Annotated in this window: 18 protein-coding genes; 6 read left to right on the top strand and 12 right to left on the bottom strand. The window is 68.2% G+C overall.

Features of this window, described 5'->3' with window-relative positions; translation table 11 throughout:
• Positions 1-120 precede the first annotated feature (120 nt).
• Positions 121-1,089, bottom strand: coding sequence for a cobalamin biosynthesis protein (locus ACFWFP_RS33955; protein WP_379302018.1), 969 nt, complete (start codon positions 1,087-1,089; stop codon positions 121-123).
• Positions 1,090-1,206: 117 nt separating this feature from the next.
• On the opposite strand from ACFWFP_RS33955, the gene sigJ reads away from it, so the two are divergent.
• On the top strand, positions 1,207-2,130 hold the full coding sequence (gene sigJ / locus ACFWFP_RS33960) for an RNA polymerase sigma factor SigJ (protein WP_379302020.1): 924 nt from the start codon (positions 1,207-1,209) through the stop codon (positions 2,128-2,130).
• A 16-nt stretch (positions 2,131-2,146) separates the two neighbouring features.
• On the opposite strand, the gene ald is transcribed toward sigJ, so the two are convergent.
• From ald to ACFWFP_RS33975, 3 genes are all read right to left on the bottom strand, one after another.
• Positions 2,147-3,259 (bottom strand): alanine dehydrogenase, encoded by a 1,113-nt coding sequence (gene ald / locus ACFWFP_RS33965; RefSeq protein WP_379302022.1) that lies wholly within the window; start codon positions 3,257-3,259, stop codon positions 2,147-2,149.
• A 66-nt stretch (positions 3,260-3,325) separates the two neighbouring features.
• Positions 3,326-3,916: a hypothetical protein gene (locus tag ACFWFP_RS33970; protein ID WP_379302024.1), complete on the bottom strand. Its 591-nt coding sequence runs from the start codon at positions 3,914-3,916 to the stop codon at positions 3,326-3,328.
• A gap of 94 nt (positions 3,917-4,010) precedes the next feature.
• Complete coding sequence (locus ACFWFP_RS33975; protein ID WP_379302026.1) at positions 4,011-4,781, bottom strand: MBL fold metallo-hydrolase; 771 nt, start codon at positions 4,779-4,781, stop codon at positions 4,011-4,013.
• Positions 4,782-4,852: 71 nt separating this feature from the next.
• On the opposite strand from ACFWFP_RS33975, the gene ACFWFP_RS33980 reads away from it, so the two are divergent.
• The 3 genes from ACFWFP_RS33980 to ACFWFP_RS33990 all read left to right on the top strand — a co-directional run bounded on the left by ACFWFP_RS33980 (position 4,853) and on the right by ACFWFP_RS33990 (position 7,268).
• A complete protein-coding gene (locus ACFWFP_RS33980) occupies positions 4,853-5,809 on the top strand; it encodes a GlxA family transcriptional regulator (protein WP_379302028.1) in 957 nt (318 codons plus the stop codon).
• Between the two features lie 8 nt (positions 5,810-5,817).
• Positions 5,818-6,333: a gamma carbonic anhydrase family protein gene (locus ACFWFP_RS33985; protein ID WP_101469311.1), complete on the top strand. Its 516-nt coding sequence runs from the start codon at positions 5,818-5,820 to the stop codon at positions 6,331-6,333.
• Between the two features lie 311 nt (positions 6,334-6,644).
• On the top strand, positions 6,645-7,268 hold the full coding sequence (locus ACFWFP_RS33990; protein WP_379302030.1) for a TetR/AcrR family transcriptional regulator: 624 nt from the start codon (positions 6,645-6,647) through the stop codon (positions 7,266-7,268).
• Here ACFWFP_RS33990 and ACFWFP_RS33995 read toward each other — a convergent pair.
• On the bottom strand, positions 7,236-9,038 hold the full coding sequence (locus ACFWFP_RS33995; RefSeq protein WP_379302032.1) for an Eco57I restriction-modification methylase domain-containing protein: 1,803 nt from the start codon (positions 9,036-9,038) through the stop codon (positions 7,236-7,238). The genes ACFWFP_RS33990 and ACFWFP_RS33995 overlap by 33 nt on opposite strands.
• Positions 9,039-9,233: 195 nt before the next feature.
• Between ACFWFP_RS33995 and ACFWFP_RS34000 the strand changes: the two genes are divergently transcribed.
• Together ACFWFP_RS34000 and ACFWFP_RS34005 are read left to right on the top strand one after the other, a co-directional pair.
• Positions 9,234-11,057, top strand: a complete 1,824-nt coding sequence (locus tag ACFWFP_RS34000; protein WP_379302034.1) for a VWA domain-containing protein — start codon at positions 9,234-9,236, stop codon at positions 11,055-11,057.
• A gap of 113 nt (positions 11,058-11,170) precedes the next feature.
• Positions 11,171-11,866: a nitroreductase gene (locus ACFWFP_RS34005; protein ID WP_379302036.1), complete on the top strand. Its 696-nt coding sequence runs from the start codon at positions 11,171-11,173 to the stop codon at positions 11,864-11,866.
• Between the two features lie 22 nt (positions 11,867-11,888).
• On the opposite strand, the gene ACFWFP_RS34010 is transcribed toward ACFWFP_RS34005, so the two are convergent.
• The 7 genes from ACFWFP_RS34010 to aceE form a co-directional block, all read right to left on the bottom strand.
• Positions 11,889-12,353, bottom strand: coding sequence for a winged helix-turn-helix transcriptional regulator (locus ACFWFP_RS34010; protein WP_379302038.1), 465 nt, complete (start codon positions 12,351-12,353; stop codon positions 11,889-11,891).
• 134 nt (positions 12,354-12,487) lie between these two features.
• Complete coding sequence (locus ACFWFP_RS34015; protein ID WP_379302040.1) at positions 12,488-13,918, bottom strand: acyl-CoA carboxylase subunit beta; 1,431 nt, start codon at positions 13,916-13,918, stop codon at positions 12,488-12,490.
• A gap of 117 nt (positions 13,919-14,035) precedes the next feature.
• On the bottom strand, positions 14,036-15,292 hold the full coding sequence (locus ACFWFP_RS34020) for a KasA/KasB family beta-ketoacyl-ACP synthase (protein ID WP_379302042.1): 1,257 nt from the start codon (positions 15,290-15,292) through the stop codon (positions 14,036-14,038).
• A 9-nt stretch (positions 15,293-15,301) separates the two neighbouring features.
• On the bottom strand, positions 15,302-15,607 hold the full coding sequence (acpM, locus tag ACFWFP_RS34025; RefSeq protein WP_056821158.1) for a meromycolate extension acyl carrier protein AcpM: 306 nt from the start codon (positions 15,605-15,607) through the stop codon (positions 15,302-15,304).
• Positions 15,608-15,688: 81 nt separating this feature from the next.
• Positions 15,689-16,603 (bottom strand): ACP S-malonyltransferase, encoded by a 915-nt coding sequence (locus tag ACFWFP_RS34030; protein WP_379302044.1) that lies wholly within the window; start codon positions 16,601-16,603, stop codon positions 15,689-15,691.
• Between the two features lie 127 nt (positions 16,604-16,730).
• Positions 16,731-18,032 carry a PucR family transcriptional regulator gene (locus tag ACFWFP_RS34035; RefSeq protein ID WP_379302107.1) on the bottom strand — a complete coding sequence of 434 codons (1,302 nt, stop codon included), beginning with the start codon at positions 18,030-18,032 and terminating at the stop codon, positions 16,731-16,733.
• A gap of 44 nt (positions 18,033-18,076) precedes the next feature.
• Complete coding sequence (aceE, locus tag ACFWFP_RS34040) at positions 18,077-20,959, bottom strand: pyruvate dehydrogenase (acetyl-transferring), homodimeric type (RefSeq protein WP_379302046.1); 2,883 nt, start codon at positions 20,957-20,959, stop codon at positions 18,077-18,079.
• Between the last annotated feature and the right edge of the window lie 194 nt (positions 20,960-21,153).

The raw sequence follows: 21,153 nt of genomic DNA on the forward strand, positions 1-21,153 counted from the left end.
GGCGCCGCGGAGATGCGACGAAGGAGCGATTCCGCGGCGCCTGACCGGCGGCCCCTCAGGGCCGCGGACACGCGCGCGCCAGCGCGCCAAAAACACAGCGTCAAACCGTCCTGGGACTACCTATCCCCGGTCATCCCCACCACTGCCAACCCGCCTGCCCCACAGCCAAGCAATCACACCCGCAACCGCAACCGCACCAACCTGCACAGCCCCGGACATCCGCACCGCCCGCCGCAGATCCACAGCCGTGGGCGCTGGCCCGTCACCCAGGGTCGGCCGGAGTTCGGTCCCGTGCCGATACTGCGTGCGTCCACCCAACCCGATACCGAGGGCTCCCGCCATAGACGCCTCGACAACCCCCGCATTGGGGCTCGGGTGCCCGGCAGCATCACGCCGCCACGCGCGCAACGCACCCGAAGGTTTCCCGCCGACCAACGGAGCGAGGGCCGCCGTGAGCAGCCCGGTGACACGGGCAGGAACCAGGTTGGCGACATCGTCGGTACGAGCAGCAGCCCAGCCGAACCGCTCGTACCGCTCGTTCCGGTACCCGACCATCGCGTCGAGAGTGTTGACCGCGCGATACCCGAGCACCCCCGGCACACCCGCGACCGCCCCCCACAGCAACGGCGCGACCGCCGCATCCGAGGTGTTCTCGGCAATGGATTCGAGCGCGGCGCGCGCAAGCCCCTCGGCATCGAGCACCGACGGGTCGCGCCCACACAGCGAAGGCAACAGTTCCCGGGCACCGGCGAGGTCACCGGCGTCGAGACGATCGGCCATCGCGTGTCCGGCACGAACGAGGCTGCGACCGCCCAGCGCGGTCCAGGTGGCCAGTGCGGTCACCAGTACTGCGCTGGGGCCCGAACCCCTCCCACGGGTGACGAGCACACCGATCCCGGCAACCGAGCCGACCGCGATGACCTCGTGCACCACCCCGGCGCGTCGATCGTCGGCATAGGTTGTGCCTTCCAATGCCGCTGCCGCCGAACCGAATCCGGCTACCGGATGCCACCGCCGCGGATCGCCGAAGACCCGATCGAGCACAAATCCCAGCACCAGCCCGACCGCCGTCGATGTCGCGTTCCGCACCCGCCGAGCGTATCCCCGCACCCGGATGTCACATCCGCGACCACTGCTTCGTCATCACTGTGACGGCACTTCTACACTCGCCGTGACCGAGCAAGATCAACCGAACGGGCGCCCACCATGACCGCACCGCAGCCTCTCGATCAGGCCGAACTGGCCCGCCGCTTCGAGGAACACCGCCCCTACCTGCGGCGCCTCGCCTACAGCACGCTCGGCAGCATCAGCGATGCCGAGGACGTGGTGCAGGACGCGTGGCTGCGCCTGCAACGGCAGTTCGACGCGGGCAAGGCGGACGAGATCGACAACCTGCGCGCCTGGCTCACCACCGTCATCGGCCGCCTCGCCCTGGACCAGCTCGGGTCCGCGCGCGCCCGCCGCGAACAGTACGTCGGCGAGTGGCTGCCGGAACCCGAGGTCACGTCCTGGGACGATCCGGCCGACCGCATCTCCCAGGACGAACGCGTCACCACCGCCCTGCTGGTCGTGCTGGAGTCGCTCTCGCCCGCCGAACGCACCGCGTTCGTGCTGCAGGACGTGTTCGGCATGACCGGCCCCGAGGTCGCCGAGGTGGTCGGGCGCACGCCCGCCGCGGTCCGCCAGCTCGCCTCCCGCGCCCGCAAGCATGTCGAGAACGGCACCCCCCGGTTTCCCGCGTCGCCTGCCGAACAGGAGAAGGTCGTTTCGGCGTTCTCGCTGGCCTGGCGCTCGGGTGATCTGAGTTCGCTGCTGGGCATTCTCGACGAGAACGTCGTCCTCACCGCCGACGGCGGCGGCAAGGTGCCCGCCATCCGTCAGCCGGTGCGCGGCGCGGAGCTCATCGCCAAGATGCTGCTCGGCTGGTACACCGCCGCGAACGGCTGGGGTCGTGCGGTGCTGGTCAACGGCATGCCGGGCCTGGTCGTCTTCGACGGCACCAATATGGGCGTCTTCTCGTTCGTCATCGACGCCGGTCGCGTCGTCGCCATCAATGTGGTGCGCAATCCCGACAAGCTGCGCGACCTGCCCATCGACGGCGACCCGGACTGGTACCTGGGCGGCCGGTAGCCGCGACGCGGCCCGGTTACGCGCCGAGGGAATATCCGTGCGCGGCCACGACTTCGGCGGACAGCAGCTTGCCGTCGACGGCCGTGAGTCCCGCGGCCAGACCGGGGTCGGCGGCACAGGCTCCGCGCCAGCCCTTGTCGGCGATCACCGCCGCGAACGGCAGGGTGGCGTTGGTGAGCGCCACCGTCGAGGTGTGCGGCACGGCGCCCGGCATGTTCGCCACGCAGTAGAACAGGGAATTCGCCACGGCGAAGGTCGGATTCGCGTGGGTGGTCGGCCGGGTCGAGGCGAAGCAACCGCCCTGATCCACGGCGATATCGACGAGCACCGAGCCGGGCCGCATCCGCGCGACGAGGTCGTCGGACACGAGTTTCGGCGCCTTGGCCCCCGGCACCAGCACCGATCCGATCACCAGATCCGCAGCGACAACGGCTTTGTCGATCTCGAGCGCATGCGAAGCGAGGGTGCCGACCCGCCCGGCGAAGCGCGCGTCGAGCTCACGCAAGCGCGTCTGATTCGTATCGAGCACGCTCACCCTGGCGCCCATCCCGACCGCGATACTCGCGGCGTTCGTCCCCGCGACACCGCCGCCGAGCACCACCACATCGGCCGGTCGCACCCCGGGCACACCGCCCAACAGCACGCCGCCGCCACCCATCGGCGCCATCAGGTGATAGGCCCCGACCTGTGCGCTGAGCTTGCCCGCCACCTCACTCATCGGTGCGAGCAACGGCAGCGACCCGTCGGCACCGCGCACCGTCTCGTACGCGATGGCGACGATTCCCGACGACAGGATCGCGTCGGTACATTCCTTCGACGCCGCCAAGTGCAAGAAGGTGAACAGCACCTGGTCGCGGCGCATCAGTGAGTATTCCTGCGCGATGGGCTCTTTCACCTTCACCACCAGATCCGCCCGCGCCCAGACCTGATCGGCGCCGTCCACGATCCGCGCACCCGTGGCGCGGTAGTCGTCGTCGGCGAAGCCGGACCCGGCTCCGGCACCGGCCTGCACGAGCACCTCGTGCCCGTGCGCGACCAGTTCGGTGGCGCCTGCCGGGGTGAGCGCCACCCGGAACTCCTGCGGCTTGACCTCCGTCGGCACCCCGACGACTACGCCCGTTCGCGTCATCCGGCAAGCCTAGGACCCGGTCCGGAGCTCAGCCGCCGGCTCGATCGCGTGTCGCGGCCGAGCCGATTACGCCGGGGCTGGAGCCGCCGCGCTCGAGGTGGTTTCCGGGGCGGTTGCCGGAACGGTGGAGCTGGTCGGTGGTGCCGTTGTGGGGGTCGTCGTCACCGGGGGCGGGGTGGTGGTGGTGGTCGGGGCGACGGTTGTCGGGACCGGCGGGACTGTTTCACCGCATTCGTTGTGGCCGCAGGAGTCCGTTCCGCAATCCGGGCCGGGTACACAGTTGTACCCGGGCGGGATGCCGCATTCGTTGTGACCGCAGGAGTCCGTTCCACAATCCGGGCCGGGCACACAGGTGTACCCGGGTGGGATCTCTCCCTGTGCGGGCGGCCCCGGCGCGGCCTGGGTGGGCGAGTGGTAGTACGACGACTCCGGCGTCGATCCACCACCCGAACCACCCGGAACCGTCGATGCCGCAGGCGAACTCGTGGGCGAAGCCGACGTGGTCGCGGTCACCGACGTCGTCGACACCCCACTCGATCCCGCGTCACCGGAGTCGCCGCCGTCCGACGAACAGGCACCGACAGCGAACACCACCAGGGCCATCAGCACACCGAGCACAACCCGGAACAGATTGCCCCTCAGTAACTTCCGCGACATGTCTTCTCCTCAGCCCACGGACCCGCACCTGACAGCAGCAGGTGCGGGTCGCACGAAAGATGTTAGATAGCAGAACTATTCGTTGAATCGCCGCTCACACGGAAAACATTTCACCGCGCACCGGCACGATCAGCTGATGCGCGCGATCGGCGTAGGCGAAGGTGCGCTCGAGATAGTCCAGCGACTCGCTGAAATGGCCCCACCCCTCCGCGTGCACGGCCACGATCACGGCATCGCCGAGCACCACGGCGGCCGCGACGGCGGTGCGGGCGTTCAATGTGACGTCGCTGTCGCCGAACCGCCCCACATTGGCCCCGCCGATGTTCAGCACCGCAGCATCGATGCGCCCGACCCGCTCGACGATCCGCTCCACCACCTCCACCGAGGCGTTGTCGCCGGACACGTACACCGTGGGCTCACCTGGCGCACGCAGCACGAATCCGGTGACCACACCGCTGAGCGGCTCGCATCCCGGCGGTCCGTGCAGCGCGGGCACCGCGGTGATCTCCACCGCGCCGACGGTCACCGTCTCCCACGGCACCAGGCCGCGTACACCGTCGATCCGGCTCGCGGCATCCGGTGTCGACAGGACCGTGTCGACCTCGGCGAGCAGCGCACGGCCCGCGTTGTCGAGGTTGTCGGCGTGCTGGTCGTGCGAGAGGAGCACGACGTCGATCGGCCCGATCTCCTCGACCGGTACGGCCGGACCGCTGAGCTTGTGCAGGGTGACCGGACCCGGGTAGTCGCCGGGCTCGTCGAACGTCGGATCGGTGAGCCAGGTCAGTCCGCCGTAGCGGAAACGCAGGGTCGGGCCGCCGATGTGCAGGGCGGCTGCCAGGGCGGGGCGGGTGATCATCTCGGTCATACCGATCACTGTCGCCGAGCGAGCCACCGTCCGACAGTGGCCTGCAGGCCGTACACCGATAAGATCGGGCCATGACCTCGGTGGCCGTGATCGCGTTCGACGGAATCAGCCCGTTCCACCTGTCGGTGCCGAGCCTGGTGTTCGGCAGGTCCGGCACCGGCGTCGACGACGTGTCGCCCTACGACGTGCGGGTCTGCGCCGAGGATCCCGGAACACTGTCCACCGCAGCCGGTTTCGACATCACCGTCCGCGACGGCCTCGATACCGTCAGCACCGCCGACCTGGTGGTCTTTCCGGGATGGATACGTGACACAGGGATTTCGCCCACGCTGAACGAGGCGGTCCACACCGCCCACGCCACCGGCGCCCGACTGGTCGGCCTGTGCCTCGGTTCCTGGGCGATCGCGGCGACCGGGCTCGCCGATGGGCGCGAGGTCACCACCCACTGGGCCGCCGCCGACGCATTGGCCATGGCCTACCCCGACGTCCGCGTACGCGCCGACACTCTGTGGAGTGATCTGGGCGACGTGATCACCTCCGCCGGCGTCGCCGCCGCGCTGGACTGCTGCCTGCACATCGTGCGCACCGACCTCGGCGTCCGCGCGGCCACCGAACTGGCGCGATCGCTGGTCACCGCCCCACACCGCCATGGCTCGCAGGCGCAGTACATCCCGATCGCGATGCCCGACGACGACCCCGACGACCCGATCGAATGCGCGATGGCCTGGGCTCGCGCGCGCCTCGGCACCGCCGTCGACCTCGACCATTGGTCACGCGAGGCGCTGATGTCGCGGCGCACCTTCACCCGCCGCTTCCGCGATCGCACGGGCACCAGTCCCCAGCAGTGGCTGTTGCAGCAGCGCGTCGACCATGCCCGGCTGCTGCTGGAATCGACCGACGACACCGTCGACCGGGTCGCCCGCGACACCGGTTTCGGCAGCACGGTGAGCCTGCGCCACCACTTCCACCGCGTGCTCGGCACGTCTCCGGCGGCCCACCGCGCGCAGTTCCGCGGTGCGGCGCAATAATGACGTTCATGATCATCAAGGTGAGCGGGTTCACTCCCGAGATCGACGACACTGCCTGGATCGCGCCGAACGCGACCGTGATCGGGCGGGTGCGCCTGGGCGCCGAGGTCGGCGTCTGGTACTCGGCGGTGCTGCGCGGCGACCTCGAACAGATCAGCATTGGCGCGCGCACCAATATCCAGGACGGCTGCGTGCTGCATGCCGACCCCGGTTTCGCGCTCACCGTCGGCACCGGGGTCTCGGTGGGACACAACGCGATTCTGCACGGCTGCACCATCGGCGACGATGTACTCGTCGGCATGGGCGCGACCGTGCTCAACGGCGCGGTGATCGGCGCGGGCAGCCTGATCGCGGCCAATGCGCTGATTCCCGAGGGCGCGCAGATTCCGCCCGGCTCACTCGTGGCCGGCGTGCCGGGCAAGGTGCGTCGCGAACTCACCCCGGCCCAGCAGGACGGGATCAAGCTCAATGCCGCGGTGTATCTGCACAATCTGACCAACCATCGCGACGCCGAGGTGTTGTGACCCGTCACACTGAGCAAGTGACCAGTAGGGAACCCTGATAACATTTGTCCTGCGTATTGCGTCCGATCATAGGAGCGGCGGTCGGCACCGGATACGCGAGGCAGGAGGTATCACGGTGGCATACGTGCATTCCGGCGTACGCCGAGCGGCGGGACCGCTCAGCGTGGCCGATATCGCGGCCCAGCCCGGCGGGATCGAAGCACTCCAATCGCGTGTTCACGAACTCCGTTCTCGCGGAGTACATTTCGCGGCCAATGCGATCGAGCAGGAGATGGCCGCATTGGATCTGCCGCCACGGGGATAATGGGGTAATGCCTACCGTTACGTCGATCCTCGCGCGGATACTCGAAAAGCCCGTCACCGACGGGGAGAAGCTGCTCGACAGTGCGCTGTCGGCATTTCTGGACTTCGGGATCAAGCGCACGAGCATGGGCGAGATCGCGCGGCGGGCCGGCATCAGCCCGGCCACCCTCTATCGGCGGTACGAATCCAAGAACGAGCTGGTCGAAGCCGTCGGCGTGCGTGAGGCACAGCGCTACGTCACCGAGATCGACGAGCGAGTACGCGCGGTCACCGAACCCGGCGACCAGCTCGTCGAGATCTTCGTCGCCTTCGTCACCACCATCGCGGGCAATGAACTGCTGCGCCGGTTGCTCAGCACCGAACCGGAGATCATCCTGCCCCGGCTCACCACCGACGCCGGACCGATCCTCGCCGTCGGGCGCGCCTATCTGGCCGAGAAGCTGCGCGAGCTCCAGGCCAGCGCGCCGGTGCCCGAATTCGATCCAGATCTGGTCGCCGAGGTCATGGCGCGGCTCGCGCTGTCGCTGGCACTGACCCCCGACGGGCTCATCCCGCTCGACGACGCGGAAGCCGGGCGGGAGTTCGCGCGGCGCACCCTGCTACCGATGGTCGGGCTCCGCGACATCCACTGAGACACCGAAGGCCGCCGCCACTGCCTCATCGATGCCCGAATCAGCCACCGGCACACCGTCTTCCAGCAGCGCGCGCACCCGTCGCACCACCTCTCCCGCCGCCGGGCAGCCGGGATCGGGCACCGGCAGTCGCGCCACGTACTGGGTGATCCAGCGACGTCGGCCCGAGTACAGCCGGTTACCGCAGACGGCGTCGTAGAACCGCAGCCCCAGTGCCGAATTCGCCACGCCCATCAGCAGATACGCCAGATCGACGGCCGCACGCCCCGCGCCGAGATCGGTGAGCGAGATCCAGTAGCAATCACCGTTGACCACCGCACCCGACCGATCGAGGGCGAACCGCGGACGTGCGCTGATGTCGGGAAACACCAATTTCGGCGCACCCCAGAGGTGTGGGCGCTGCGGAACCCAGATCTCGAACCACTTCCGGCCACCGTCGAGGACGTAACGTCTGCCCGACAGGGCTTGTTCGTGGGACTGAAGATATGCCGCGGCACCGGGGAATTCGGCCAGATCGATCGGTGTGCGGCGCGGCTGCCGCAGATCGTAGGGGTAGAGAACCTTCGTGCCGCGCGCCATCGCGACTCGCCAGGGTTGCAGATCGTGATGAGTGATCAACTCCCGCAACAGTTCCGGCTCCGGTGCCGGGTCCATCTGATCCCAGCGGTCCGAGATGAACACCCGATCGGCTGTCGTCTTGATTCCCACCCTGATCCGCGCGGCCTCCCCGAACGAGCGCCAGGTGCGATCGGCGATCCGGCCGAGCCAGTGATCCACCGAGGGGCGCGACATGCGCCACGCGGTGTCACCGTGACGGTCGGGGCGCACACCGTCTCGCGGGTCGATCAGTCCTGCCTGCTCCGCGCTCGCTATCGGCGGAGCCGTCACCGTGGACAACGGCTCCGGCGACGGCACGTCTGCCACAGGCGCACGGGCCACCGCGTCGCCTGTCGCCAGCACGCCGACTTCCAGTGCGAACACCCGTCCCCCGGCGCCGACGCGGCAGCTGTCATCACCTGCCAGCGCGTCGAAAAGCTCCGTGGTGCAGTCGGGTTCGACTCCCAGTTCCTCATAGACCGAGACGTAGCGGCAGCCGGGTGGCCCGGTGGCACGCAGGGCGACGGTGATCGCGGGCAGCACCGCGGCGGCGAAGAGTTTGGTGTCACCGAGGTCGTAGAGCTCCACCGGCGTCAGTTCATCGGTGAGAATTCGACGCAGATTCGATCCGGCCCGCGTGGTGAGAAACCGGTTGGCACAGAGCAACCCGAGCACTCCCCCGGCCGCCAGCAGCCGCGGCGCGATGGCGACGAAGGGGTGGGTGAGGTCGATCCGCCCGCGCAGGCCGAACTGTTTGCTCAGCAGCTGTGCGGTCACCCCGCCCAGCTGCTGGGTCCGGACATACGGCGGATTGCTGATGATCAAGTCGAACGAGCCGTCGGCCAGACGAGCCGCCGCCGCCAGGAAATCGCCGTCGCGGCAGTCTATTTCGACGCCGAGGGCGGCGGCCCGGTCGGCGGTTTCGGCGACAGCGCGCCGATCCAGGTCATATCCCGTCAGGTGCACCGCCATATCCGGTGCGCTCGCGGCGACTTCCCGACGTACCGCCAGCAACAGCTCGCCGTCCCCGCACGCCGGGTCGAGCACACGCAGCACCCCGGCGCGTGGGGTGTACCGCAGCGCCCGTCGCGCGAGGAACCGCGCGAGCTCCGGTGGCGTGTAGTGCCTGCCGTGCCGTTTGCGCTCCTGCGCGTCGCGGGCCTGCAAAGCCATGCGTTCGATTGTGCCCCGGAACCGCCCCGATGCGCCGCAGGCGCGAGCCGGAGCACCAGCGCGAGGACCTCACCTGCGCACACCCGGACGGGTGTTTCAAACAGTGGTTTGCACCACTGGCTCAGGGGTAGAGCGAGCAGTGGCCGATAGGTAACGTCTGTCCGGTTTCACCCCGCTGCACCGAAGCCGAGGACGATGCCGAGACTCAGCACGCTGACCGCCGCACTCACCGCCGTAACCCTCACCGTGCTGCCCGCGTTACTTCCGGCCGTCGCGCAGGCCGACCCCGCCCGGTACGCGCCGACCATGCTCATCCTCGACGCCTCGGGTTCGATGGAGCGCCCCGATCAGGGCGGCACCATGATGGATTCGGCGAAGCGGGCCGTGCGCACGTTCGTCGCCTCGGCACCCGCCGAATCCTCGGTCGGGCTCACCACCTACGGCACCGGCACCAGCAACTCGGAGGCCGACAAAGCGGCAGGATGCCGCGACGTTCAGGTGTTGCGGCAGCCGACCACCCTCGACAAGCCCGCCCTCACCACCGCCGTCGACGGTATCCACGCGCGCGGCTGGACCCCGATGGGCACCGCACTGCGCCAGGCCGCCGACGCGCTGCCCGATTCCGGACCGCGTTCGATCGTGCTCGTCTCCGACGGCGACGACACCTGTTCGCCGCCGGACCCGTGCGAGGTCGCCAAAGAGTTGAAGCACCAGGGCCTGGACCTGATCGTGCATTCGATCGGGTTCGCCGTCGACGACAAGGCGCGCGCCCAGCTCACCTGTATGGCGCAGGCCACCGGCGGCACCTACAGCGATGCGGCCGACGGCGCCGCGCTGGAGCGCATTCTGCCGCGGGTGAGTACGGCCGCACTGCGCGATTACCAGGCCACCGGCACGCCCATCACCGGCACCGGCAGCATCGGCACCGCACCGGTCGCGAAGCCCGGCCAGTACCTCGACACCCTCGGCCAGCGGGAGAAGCGGTACTACGCGGTCGACGTGCCCGAGGGCGCCACGGCCTACTTCACCGGGATCGTCTCGTTCCCCCGCGGGCGAAGCACCTCGACGACCGAAGACATGAACGCACTCGACCTTCGCCTCTTCGGACGCGAGAGCGTGGAGTGCGGCATTCGCGAGCGTGAACTCGAGACCAGATCGAGCGACGGCGCCACCCTCACCATCGCCAAGGCCTTCGACGGCGCGGCCAAACCGCTGTTCGAGTCCGACAAGTGCACCGGCGCCGGTCGCTACACCTTCGAGCTGACCTGGGATCTGGTGTCGCAGGGCTCCTCCGATCGGTTGCCCGTGGAGATTCTCGTCGGCATCGAACCCGGCGTCACCGATCCCGGCCCGGCGGCCTCGACCACCAAGACCGCGTTCGCCGAACCGACGTCGCCTGCCCAGCCGGTCAGCGGCAGTGGCTCGTTCACGACCGCCGCCACGCTGCCCGGCGGCGGCAGCTACACCGACACCGTGCAGTCGGGCGAGTACGTCTTCTACCGTGTTCGGCTCGAGTGGGGACAGGGCCTGGCCTACCGGGTGCGTTTCGCCGAGACCGGCGGCGCCAACCGCATCGCGGCCTCGAACGTGACTACCACGCTGTACTCCCCGCTCGGCACCGAAATCGGCTCCGACACCAACGCCTATACCGGCCGATCGGGCGCCGAACTTCGCCTGGCATCGGTGCCGGTCCGCTACGCCAACCGCGACAGCTACGACGTTCGCGCGCAGTCGGTGGCAGGTTGGTATTACCTCGCGGTGAAGGTCGGCATCCCGACCGGCGCCGACGCTCTGCCTCCGACGCCGGTACAGCTCGACGTCACCGTGGCCGGTGCGGCGGAGCCCGGCCCGACCTATATCGGTGCCAGTGCGCAGCAGGCAGCGGAACAGCCTGTCGCCGTGAGCGGTCCGGCGACGATCGCCCGGCCGTGGGCCTGGTACGTCCTGATCGGGGCGGGCGTAGCGCTGGTCGCCGGCATCGGTATCGCGATCCTGGTCGTCGGCCGCCGACGCGGCTGATCCGCGCCCGCCGGCACCGAACTCGTGGTGCCGGTGGGTTCCGCGGCAGCGGCGGAACTGCTAGATTCAGTCTCAAAATGAGACCAGTTCTCCGTACCCGAGGGGGCCGCGCGATGGCGCAGACCGACCACGACAGCAGCGATTTCGCCACCCTCCAGCGGCTGGCCGACGACCGCTGGAGCTGCCGTCAGTTCACCTCCGAACAGGTCGACCGCGCGACCATCGAGCAGCTGCTGACCCTCGCCCAGCGCACGCCGTCGTGGTGCAACACCCAGCCCTGGCAGGTCGTGGTCACCACGGGCGAAGGCACCGACCGGTTCCGTAAGGAACTCCTCGACCACATCCAGACCGCAGGCAGCACACCCGATTTCGAATTCCCCGCCGCCTACGAAGGCATCTACCGCGATCGGCGCCGTGCCTGCGGGTTCCAGCTCTACGACAGCGTCGGCATCGTCAAGGGCGACCACGAGAAGACCATGCGCCAGATGGTGCGCAACTTCGAATTCTTCGACGCCCCGCACGTCGCCATCGTCACCTCCGAAGCCGATCTGGGCATCTACGGCGCCATCGACTGCGGGCTCTGGCTCGAGAACTTCCTCCTCGGCGCCCAAGCCCTCGGCCTCGGCGCCGCACCCCAGGCCGCCCTGGCCTCCTACGCCCCCTTCCTCCGCGACTACTTCGCCATCCCCGACACCCGCAAGGTCGTCTTCGGCATCTCCTTCGGCCACCCCGACACCACCCACCCCATCAACAGCTTCCGCACCGCCCGCGCACCCCTCGACGACCAGGTCACCTGGCACACATCCTGACCGGGCGAATCACCGCGCCGCGTCAGGCAGGGCGCCCGGCCGAGGACATTCCAGGACCGGCCTGCGGCTCGACGTCGCGCGCGGTGATCTCCGCCGCGCACTCATCGCACGTCAGATGCGCGTGCGCCTCCCCAGCGCAGCCACGATGCCGGTATTCCACCGGCGGTCCGTCCGGCGCCATGTAGGCGTCCCCCCAGTCGCGGATCGCCATCAGAATCGGGTAGATCGCGTGCCCCTTCTCGGTCAGGCGATATTCCTCGTAGACACCGTCATCAGCCGGGCGTTTCACCAGAATCTCGTGTTCGATCAGCCGATCGAGGCGGTCCCGCAGCCGGCTTCGCGAAATCCCCAGCGCGCTCTGGAACGCGTTGAACCGCCGCACCCCGGCGAAGCTGTACTTCAGGATCAGCAAGGTCCAGCGATCCCCGAAGATCACCAGCGGCCGCGTGATAGAGCACGGGACATCTGCGAGTTCCTCATAGCGCACCCTGCCATTATCCCCTGAACAGCCACGGCGGCGGCGCGGTAGACGGGGGATCGTCCCCGAGCAGTCGGCTGACCCACCACAACTTCGGGCCCCGGAAAATCTCCCGGGGTCCGAAGGTGTTGCGTCAGTTCAGATCACAGGGGAATGTTCTTGTGGTGACTCTTGCGGGCCGGGGCCGCCGCGAGGGCCGCCGCGATGATGCTGCGGGTCTTGGCGGGGTCGATGACCTCGTCGACCACGCCGATGGCGACGGCGCGTTCGACGCCGCCCGCGAGCTGCTCGTGTTCGGCGGTGAGGCGCTCGTGGAGGGCTTCGCGCTCGGATTCGGGAGCGGCGGCGAGTGCCTTCTTGTGCAGGATGCCGACGGCGGCCTTGGCGCCCATGACGGCGACTTCGGAGCCGGGCCAGGCGTAGACGGCGGTGGCGCCGAGGGCGCGGGCGTTCATCGCGATGTAGGCGCCGCCGTAGATCTTGCGGGTCACCAGGGTGACGCGGGGGACGCGGGCTTCGGCGAAGGCGTGCAGCAGCTTCGCGCCGCGACGGACCACGCCCTCGAGTTCCTGGCCGACGCCGGGCAGGTAGCCGGGGACGTCGGTGACCACGATCAGCGGGATGCCGAACGCGTCGCACAGGCGCACGAAACGTGAAGCCTTCTCGGCACTTTCGGAATTGAGGCAGCCGCCAAGGCGCAGCGGGTTGTTGGCCAGGACGCCGACGGTGCGACCGCCGAGACGGCCGAGGCCGGTGACCATGCTGCGGGCGTAGCCACCCTGGAGTTCCTCGAAGGAGGACTCACCGTCGACATTGTCGAGCAGCTCGTGCACGATCGGCTTCACGTCGTAGGCGCGCCTGGGCGACTCCGGCAGCATCGCCTTGAGGTCGACGTCGCCGTGCTCGGCCGCGACCAGGTCGAACTCGCCCTGCTCGGCGAACATCGAGACCAGACGGCGCGCGCGGTGCAGGGCATCGGCCTCGTCGTCGGCGGCGATGTGGCAGACGCCGGACTTCTTGAAGTGTGTGGTGGGACCACCGAGGGTCGCCATGTCGACGTTCTCGCCCGTCACCGAGCGAACGACGTCGGGTCCGGTGACGAACACGCGGCCCTCGGGCGCCATGATGACCACGTCGGTCAGCGCGGGACCGTAGGCGGCGCCACCGGCGGCGAAGCCGAGCACCACCGAAATCTGAGGCACCAGGCCGGACGCGCGCACCATGGCCTCGAAGACCAGGCCTACCGCGTGCAGCGCCTCGACACCCTCGGCCAGGCGCGCGCCACCGGAGTGCCACAGCCCGACGACGGGAATGCCGGATTCGATCGCGGTGTCGATCGCGTCGACGATGTGCTTGCAGCCCTCCACCCCCATCGCGCCGCCCATGACGGTCGCGTCGGAGCAGTAGGCCACGGTGCGGACCCCGTCGACCTCGCCGATCGCGGCGAGCACGCCGGAGCGGTCGCGCGGATGCAGCGGCAGGACGGTGCCGGGGTCGAAGAAGCGCTGGAGCCGACCCAGTGGGTCGCGCGGATCGGTGGTGGTGTCTTGAAACGCGGGAGCAATGATGGTCATCGCGCTCACTCCTTCGTAAAGATTGCCGCGACGGCGGCTGCTGTGGCGAACCGCCGGTGGGGGTCGAACCATTCAGTTGGCGCGACCCCCACCGGGGATCGGAATGCAGTCGGCGGCTCAGGCCCGACCGAAGGCGAGCGCGACGTTGTGCCCACCGAAACCGAAGGAATTGTTGATCGCGTACTCGATTTCCTGGCGACGGGCTTCTCCGTGCACCACATCGAGATCGATCTCCGGATCCTGGTTGTCCAGGTTCAGTGTGGGCGGAACAATGCCGTCCCGGATCGCGAGCACCGTGAGGATCGACTCGAGGGCGCCGACGGCCCCGATCGAGTGACCCAGTGCCGACTTCGGCGCGTACACCGAAGCGTGCTTACCGATCGCCTTGTGGATCGCGTTCGCCTCGGCGGAGTCACCGATGGGCGTCGCGGTCGCGTGGGCGTTGATGTGGGTGATGTCGCTCTTGGTCAGACCAGCGGTCTGCATCGCGCGAGTCATCGCCCTGGCCGCACCGGTGCCCTCGGGATCGGGAGCGACCAGGTGGAACCCGTCGGACGTGATACCGGCACCCAGCAGACGAGCGTGGATGGTGGCACCGCGCGCCTTGGCGTGCTCTTCGGTCTCGATGACCATGAGCGCGCCGGCCTCACCGAAGACGAAACCGTCGCGATCCTTGTCGAAGGGGCGCGAAGCACCCTTCGGATCGTCGTTGCGGGTACTCATCGCGCGCATCATGGAGAACGCCGCGATCGGCACCGAGTCGATGAAGCCCTCGACACCACCGGTGACAACGATGTCGGCGTCACCCATCACGATCATCCGCCACGCGTTGGCGATGGCCTCCGAACCCGACGAGCACGCCGAGACCGGAGTGACCACTCCCGCCCTGGCCTTCAGCTCGAGACCGACGACCGCCGACGGACCGTTCGGCATGACCATCTGAACAGCCAGCGGCGAGATCTTGCGATAGCCACCGTTCTTCAGCTTGTCGACCGAGTCGATCAGGGCGTCGCCGCCGCCGAGTCCGGTGCCGATCGCGACGCCGAGACGGTCGTTGTCGACCTCAGGGCTGCCCGCGTTCTTCCACACCTCACGACCGAGAACGGTCGCCAGGCGCTCGACATACGCCATGCGGCGGATCTCGACCCGGCTCAACAGGCTGTCGGGGCTGACCTTCAGGTGACCGCCGATTCGCACCGGCAGGTCGTATTCCTCGATGAAGGAATCCTCGAGAACGTCGATTCCGCTCTCACCGTTGAGGAGTCCCTTCCACGTCGCATCGACATCACCAGCGATCGACGTGGTCGCCGCCATCGACGTGACGACGACGTTGGGGAAGTTCCCGTTCAAAGTACTGGGAGCAGGAGTGGTCAAAGTTCGGCCCTACTCGCCGGCGCTGTCGAACTTGGCCTTGAGCTCGGCGGCGACGTCGGCGTTCTCGGCCTCGAGCTTCTGGACGTAAGCGACGGAGTCACCGACAGTCTTCAGGCTGGCCAGATCCTCATCGGGGATCTTGACGCCGTACTTGTCTTCCATCTGCACAGCGATCTCGACCATGGACAGCGAGTCGATGTCCAGGTCGTCGACGAAGGACTTCTCGAGGGTCACCTCGGAGGGTTCGATACCCGTAACCTCTTCGATGATCTTGCCGAGTTCTTCGACGATCTGTTCCTGGGTCAGAGCGGCCACTTTGGTGGCTCCCTTCTTGTTGCTTGTTTGTAGGGTCGTGAACGGTCCGCACTTCGCTGTGCAGGACCGCCGGGGGGAAAGCTAGCCCGAGGTGGTCAGTTCGGCCAACGCGGGGAGGTCTTCCGGGGTCTTGAGGGCCAGATTGGGCGTGCCCTTCAGTTCCCGTTTGGCGATGCCGACCAGCGTGCCCGCCGGCGGCAACTCGACCACGGCCGAGACGGCCGCGGCGCGAATGGTCTCGTTGCACAGGTCCCAGCGCACGGGGCGAGTAACCTGAGCGGCAAGTTTTTCGATCGCGTCGGCACCCGAGGTGACCGGTTGCCCGTCGAAGTTCGACAGCAGCGTCCGGATCGGGTCGCTCGGCGAGATCTGGGCGATGGCATCGGCGACAGCTTCCTGTGCCGGGGCCATGAAGACGGTGTGGAACGCACCGGCGACGGGCAACGCGCGGACCCGTGCCTTCTCCGGCGGGTTCGCGGCGAGCTCCGCCAGAGCTTCCAGGCGGCCCGCGGCGACGATCTGGCCTACCGCGTTGCGGTTGGCCGGGACGAGATCGAGTTCGGCGAGCCGTGCGAGCACGATGGCTTCGTCGCCACCGAGCACCGCGGACATGCCGGTCGGCTCCAGCGCGCAGGCCTTGGCCATCTCCCGGCCGCGGATGGCGGCGAGGGCGACTGCCTCGTCGGCGGTGATGACACCGGCGACAGCGGCTGCGGCGAATTCGCCGACCGAGTGTCCGGCGACGACTGTATCCGCCGGAATCGACCCGGGGGCGATTTCGGCGAACGCGAGCAGGGCGGCGGCGACCACGAGCGGCTGCGTCACCGCGGTGTCGACGATCTCCTCCGCCGTCGCGGTGGTACCGAGACGGACCAGATCGAGGCCTGCGGCCTTCGACCAGAGCTCGAGGCGATCAGTCGCACCGGGAAGTGCGAGCCACGGCGTGAGCATGCCGGGTGTCTGGGACCCCTGTCCAGGGGTGAGCAACGCGATCACTCCCTAAGACAACACTGTGACCCCCGCCGCACGAGATGTCGGCGCGAATGAAGCTTTCCGATCGCTTTTGTAGGGGTCCCACAAAATCCGAGGTGGGGTGTCGGGATCGACCGATTCGCCAATCCCGTTACAGGGGGTCGTGAGCCAGTGGGACGGGTGGGGTTTCTGTGACAGGAGGAGATGATTCGTTATGCGTTCGTGTCAAACGGCCCACTGTTGCTGCGATTCGGAGCACATACGCGTCGCGTGGATTCATCGGATCACGGCCCGTGACTTCACCGATTCGTTTGAGTCGGTACCGAACGGTATTTGGATGGACGTACAGCTGCCGAGCGCAAGTTTCTACTGCTCCACCACAATCCAGGTACGCGTCGAGTGTGTCGGATAACGAAGATCCGGCAGCAGCCAACGGGAGCACAAGATACTCGTTCAACGCCTCTATCGCAGCTCTATCGCCCAGCAACGCGCGTTCGGGCAACAACTCCGTCGCGTGAACGGGCCTTGGCGCCCCGCGCCAGCCGACAACGGCCTCCATCCCCGCCAGCGCCTCGATCGCCGACGCGTGCGCCGCCCCGAGGGTGCGCATCGTGGGGCCGATCACCACCGGGCCGTCGGAGAACACCTCGGCCAGCAGATCGGTGAGGAACGGCGAGCCGAGGCCCGACTCCCCCAGGTGCCCGCTGACCACCATCACCAGTCGCGCGCCCTGCACCACCGCCAGCGCGGCTCTGCCGTGCTTGGACGCGATGGTGTGCACCGCGCCGACCGTCGACACACCCTGGTCCAGCGGCGGCGTGCCGACCAGCACCGTGGCGGGCGCTGTGGCGTCCCAGTTCAACGTGGCGGCCCGGGACAGCATGTCCGGGCCTGTGTCGCCCCGGACCACCGCGTCGACCACCAGGGCCTCCAGGCGGGTATCCCACGCCCCACGCGACTCGGCGGCGCTGGCGTACACCGAGGCGGCCGCGAAGCCGAGCTCACGCCCGTATCGCAGCACGGCCTCGGTGAGCGCCACCAGCTGACGATCGTTGCGCGCCAGCGCGGGCAGCCACTGCTCGAAGAAGTCCATGGCCACCCGCACCATGTCCACGGTCTGGCGCAGCGTGAGCCGCCGCGCCAGATCCTGTGGAATCACCTGGAACGCGTCCAGGCTGAAGCGGATATCGGAATCGGGATCCTGCAACCACTCCAGGAAGTTCACGACCGCCGTCTGCACCAGCATCTGCACGCCCGCTCGCTGCGCGGCGTCCAGATCGGCGAAGAACGGCAGCCGGTCCTGCATCGACCCCACGGCCTCGGTGGACAGCCGGCCCGAGAACTGCTTGACCCGCTTGAGCAGCGTGTCGGGCAGCGGATCACGAGTCTGCCGATTCGGGGACAGAGCCCCCGTCGGCAGGTATACCTCGTGTTCGCTGGTGCCCTCGGTGATCCGACGGGGCCGCGGCGGTTTGCGCTCCACAGTCCAATAGTCCGCTACGCGAGTTCCTCTGCCGCGTCCGCACTGGGCTTCGGCGCGGCGGCCACGCTGTCGATGCCGTATTTCGCGGCCGCTTCCACCGCCTTGGCCTTGTCGAACGTGCCGTCCCGGACCAGCCCCTCGAGCACCGCGACCACGATCGACTGCGCGTCGACGTTGAACACCCGGCGCGCCGCCGTGCGGGTGTCGGAGAAACCGAACCCGTCGGTGCCCAGGGTGATGTAGTCGCCGGGCACCCACTGCCGGATCTGATCGGGCACCGCGCGCATCCAGTCCGTCGCGGCGACGACCGGTCCGCGCGCGGCCGAGAGCGCCTGGGTGACATACGGCGAACCCGAATCCGCGTCGGGGCGCTTGAGCGCCGCGATCTCCTTGTCGAGCGCCTCCCGGCGGAGCTCGCCGAACGAGGTCACCGACCACACGTCCGCGGCCACACCCCACTCCTGCGCCAGCATCTCCTGCGCGCGCAGCCCGTCGTGCACGGTCACACCCGAGACCAGGATCTGGGCACGAACCTCGCCCTCACCGCCACTCTGGTACAGGTACAGACCCTTGAGCAGACCCGCCACGTCGAGGTCGTCGGGCTCGGCAGGCTGCTGGTAGGGCTCGTTGTACAGGGTGATGTAGTAGAAGATGTTCTCCCCGCCGAACGTGCCCACCGCGGGCACCTCGGTGCCGGGCAGCTGACTGGCCGCGGCCTCGCCGCCGCCGTACATCCGGCGCAGACCGTCGCGCACGATGTGCGCGATCTCGAACGAGAACGCCGGATCGTAGGTCACCACAGCGGGATTCGACGATGCCAGCAGCAACGACTGCCCGTCGTTGTGCTGCAGACCCTCACCGGTGAGGGTGGTGCGGCCCGCGGTGGCGCCGAGGACGAATCCGCGCGCGAGCTGGTCGGCCGCGGCCCAGAAGCTGTCGCCGGTGCGCTGGAAGCCGAACATCGAATAGAAGATGTAGAGCGGGATCATCGGCTCGCCGTGGGTGGCGTAGGAGGTGGCGACCGCGGTGAACGAGGCGGTGGAACCGGCTTCGTTGATGCCCTCGTGCAGGATCTGGCCGACCGCGCTCTCCTTGTAGGCGAGCATCAGTTCCGCGTCGACCGAGGTGTAGAGCTGGCCGTTGCGGTTGTAGATCTTCAGCGTCGGGAACCACGAGTCCATGCCGAAGGTGCGGGCCTCGTCGGGGATGATCGGCACGATCCGCTTGCCGATCTCCTTGTCGCGCAACAGTTCCTTGACCAGGCGCACCAGCGCCATCGTCGTGGCGACCTTCTGCTTGCCCGAACCCTTGCGCACCGAGCGGTAGGCCTCGTCGCCCGGCAGCTTCAGCGGCTTGGCGGGCGAGCGACGCTCGGGCACGAAACCGCCGAGCGACTTGCGCCGGGCCAGCATGTACTCGATGGCCGGATCGTCCATGCCGGGGTGGTAGTACGGCGGCAGGTACGGGTCCTTCTCCAGCTCGGCGTCGCTGATCGGGATGCGCTGCAGATCGCGGAAGTCCTTGAGGTCCTGCAGCGCCAGCTTCTTCATCTGGTGGGTGGCGTTGCGGCCCTCGAAGTGCTTGCCGAGGGTGTAGCCCTTGATCGTCTTGGCCAGGATCACCGTCGGCTGGCCCTTGTGCGCCATCGCCGCCGAATACGCCGCGTAGACCTTGCGGTAGTCGTGGCCGCCGCGCTTGAGGTTCCAGATCTCGCTGTCGGACATGTTCTGCACCAGCGCTTTCGTGCGCGGGTCACGGCCGAAGAAGTGATCGCGCACGTACGCGCCGTCATTGGCCTTGTAGGTCTGGTAATCACCGTCGGGGGTGGAGTTCATCAGGTTCACCAGCGCGCCGTCGCGGTCGGCGCCGAGCAGCGCGTCCCACTCCCGGCCCCAGACCACCTTGATCACGTTCCAGCCCGCGCCGCGGAAGAACGATTCCAGTTCCTGGATGATCTTGCCGTTGCCGCGCACCGGGCCGTCGAGCCGCTGCAGGTTGCAGTTGATCACGAAGGTGAGGTTGTCGAGCGCCTCGTTGGCGGCCACCTGGATCAGGCCGCGCGACTCTGGCTCGTCCATCTCGCCGTCGCCCAGGAACGCCCACACGTGCTGGTCGGAGGTGTCCTTGATGCCGCGATCGGTGAGGTAGTGGTTGAACCTGGCCTGGTAGATCGCGTTCATCGGGCCAAGGCCCATCGACACCGTCGGGAACTCCCAGAAGTCCGGCATCAACCGCGGATGCGGGTAGGACGGCAGACCCTTGCCGAGGCCGCCGTGGCTGTATTCCTGACGGAATCCGTCGAGCCGATCCGTGCTGAGGCGGCCCTCGAGGAAACCGCGCGCGTAGATGCCCGGCGAGGCGTGGCCCTGGATGTAGACGTGGTCGCCGCCGCCGGGATGATCCTTGCCGCGGAAGAAGTGGTTGAAGCCCACCTCGTAGAGCGCCGCCGAGGACGCGTAGGTCGAAATATGGCCGCCGACACCGATTCCGGGGCGCTGCGCGCGATGCACCATGATCGCGGCGTTCCACCGGATCCAGGCGCGGAAGCGGCGCTCGACTTCCTCGTCACCGGGGAACCACGGTTCGTTCTCGGTGGGAATGGTGTTGACGTAATCGGTGGAGGTGAGCGCCGGAATCGAGACACGGCGTTCGCCCGCTCGCTCGAGCAGACGCAACATCAGGTAGCGGGCGCGACCCGGGCCTTCCCGGTCGAGCATGTCGTCGAAGGATTCCAGCCATTCGCTGGTCTCTTCGGGGTCGATATCCGGTAGGTACGACGCCACTCCTTCGCGGATGACCCGCACCCGTTCACCGGTGGGTTTGGTAGTGGAGTCACCGCCGCCGGTGGAGGTCGCTACTGGATCGTTGGAAGCTGCAGAGTGGATCAGGTCGGTCAAATCTGCTCCTCGTGAAGGGGGCTGAACTGCTTGGTCGGCGTCGCCGTCCCCGGGCCTGCCCGCTTGGTGTGCGGACCACCCGTTGCGAAAGGTTCGGGTGCACCCCCATCCTTACCGAAACGGCTGCCGAGGTCATCACCTCGACGCGAATACCATTAGGTAGGTTCTGCGGGGAAATGCGAGTCACGCACGTG

The organism is Nocardia sp. NPDC060249 (assembly GCF_042728755.1).
GTDB lineage: Bacteria > Actinomycetota > Actinomycetes > Mycobacteriales > Mycobacteriaceae > Nocardia.

Bases quoted from the DNA above. Each gene is read 5' to 3' on its own strand.
- sigJ (WP_379302020.1), top strand. From the start codon at position 1,207: ATGACCGCACCGCAGCCTCTCGATCAGGCCGAACTGGCCCGCCGCTTC.
- ald (WP_379302022.1), bottom strand. From the start codon at position 3,259: ATGACGCGAACGGGCGTAGTCGTCGGGGTGCCGACGGAGGTCAAGCCG.
- ACFWFP_RS33970 (WP_379302024.1), bottom strand. From the start codon at position 3,916: ATGTCGCGGAAGTTACTGAGGGGCAATCTGTTCCGGGTTGTGCTCGGT.
- ACFWFP_RS33975 (WP_379302026.1), bottom strand. From the start codon at position 4,781: ATGACCGAGATGATCACCCGCCCCGCCCTGGCAGCCGCCCTGCACATC.
- ACFWFP_RS33980 (WP_379302028.1), top strand. From the start codon at position 4,853: ATGACCTCGGTGGCCGTGATCGCGTTCGACGGAATCAGCCCGTTCCAC.
- ACFWFP_RS33985 (WP_101469311.1), top strand. From the start codon at position 5,818: ATGATCATCAAGGTGAGCGGGTTCACTCCCGAGATCGACGACACTGCC.
- ACFWFP_RS33990 (WP_379302030.1), top strand. From the start codon at position 6,645: ATGCCTACCGTTACGTCGATCCTCGCGCGGATACTCGAAAAGCCCGTC.
- ACFWFP_RS33995 (WP_379302032.1), bottom strand. From the start codon at position 9,038: ATGGCTTTGCAGGCCCGCGACGCGCAGGAGCGCAAACGGCACGGCAGG.
- ACFWFP_RS34000 (WP_379302034.1), top strand. From the start codon at position 9,234: ATGCCGAGACTCAGCACGCTGACCGCCGCACTCACCGCCGTAACCCTC.
- ACFWFP_RS34005 (WP_379302036.1), top strand. From the start codon at position 11,171: ATGGCGCAGACCGACCACGACAGCAGCGATTTCGCCACCCTCCAGCGG.
- ACFWFP_RS34015 (WP_379302040.1), bottom strand. From the start codon at position 13,918: ATGACCATCATTGCTCCCGCGTTTCAAGACACCACCACCGATCCGCGC.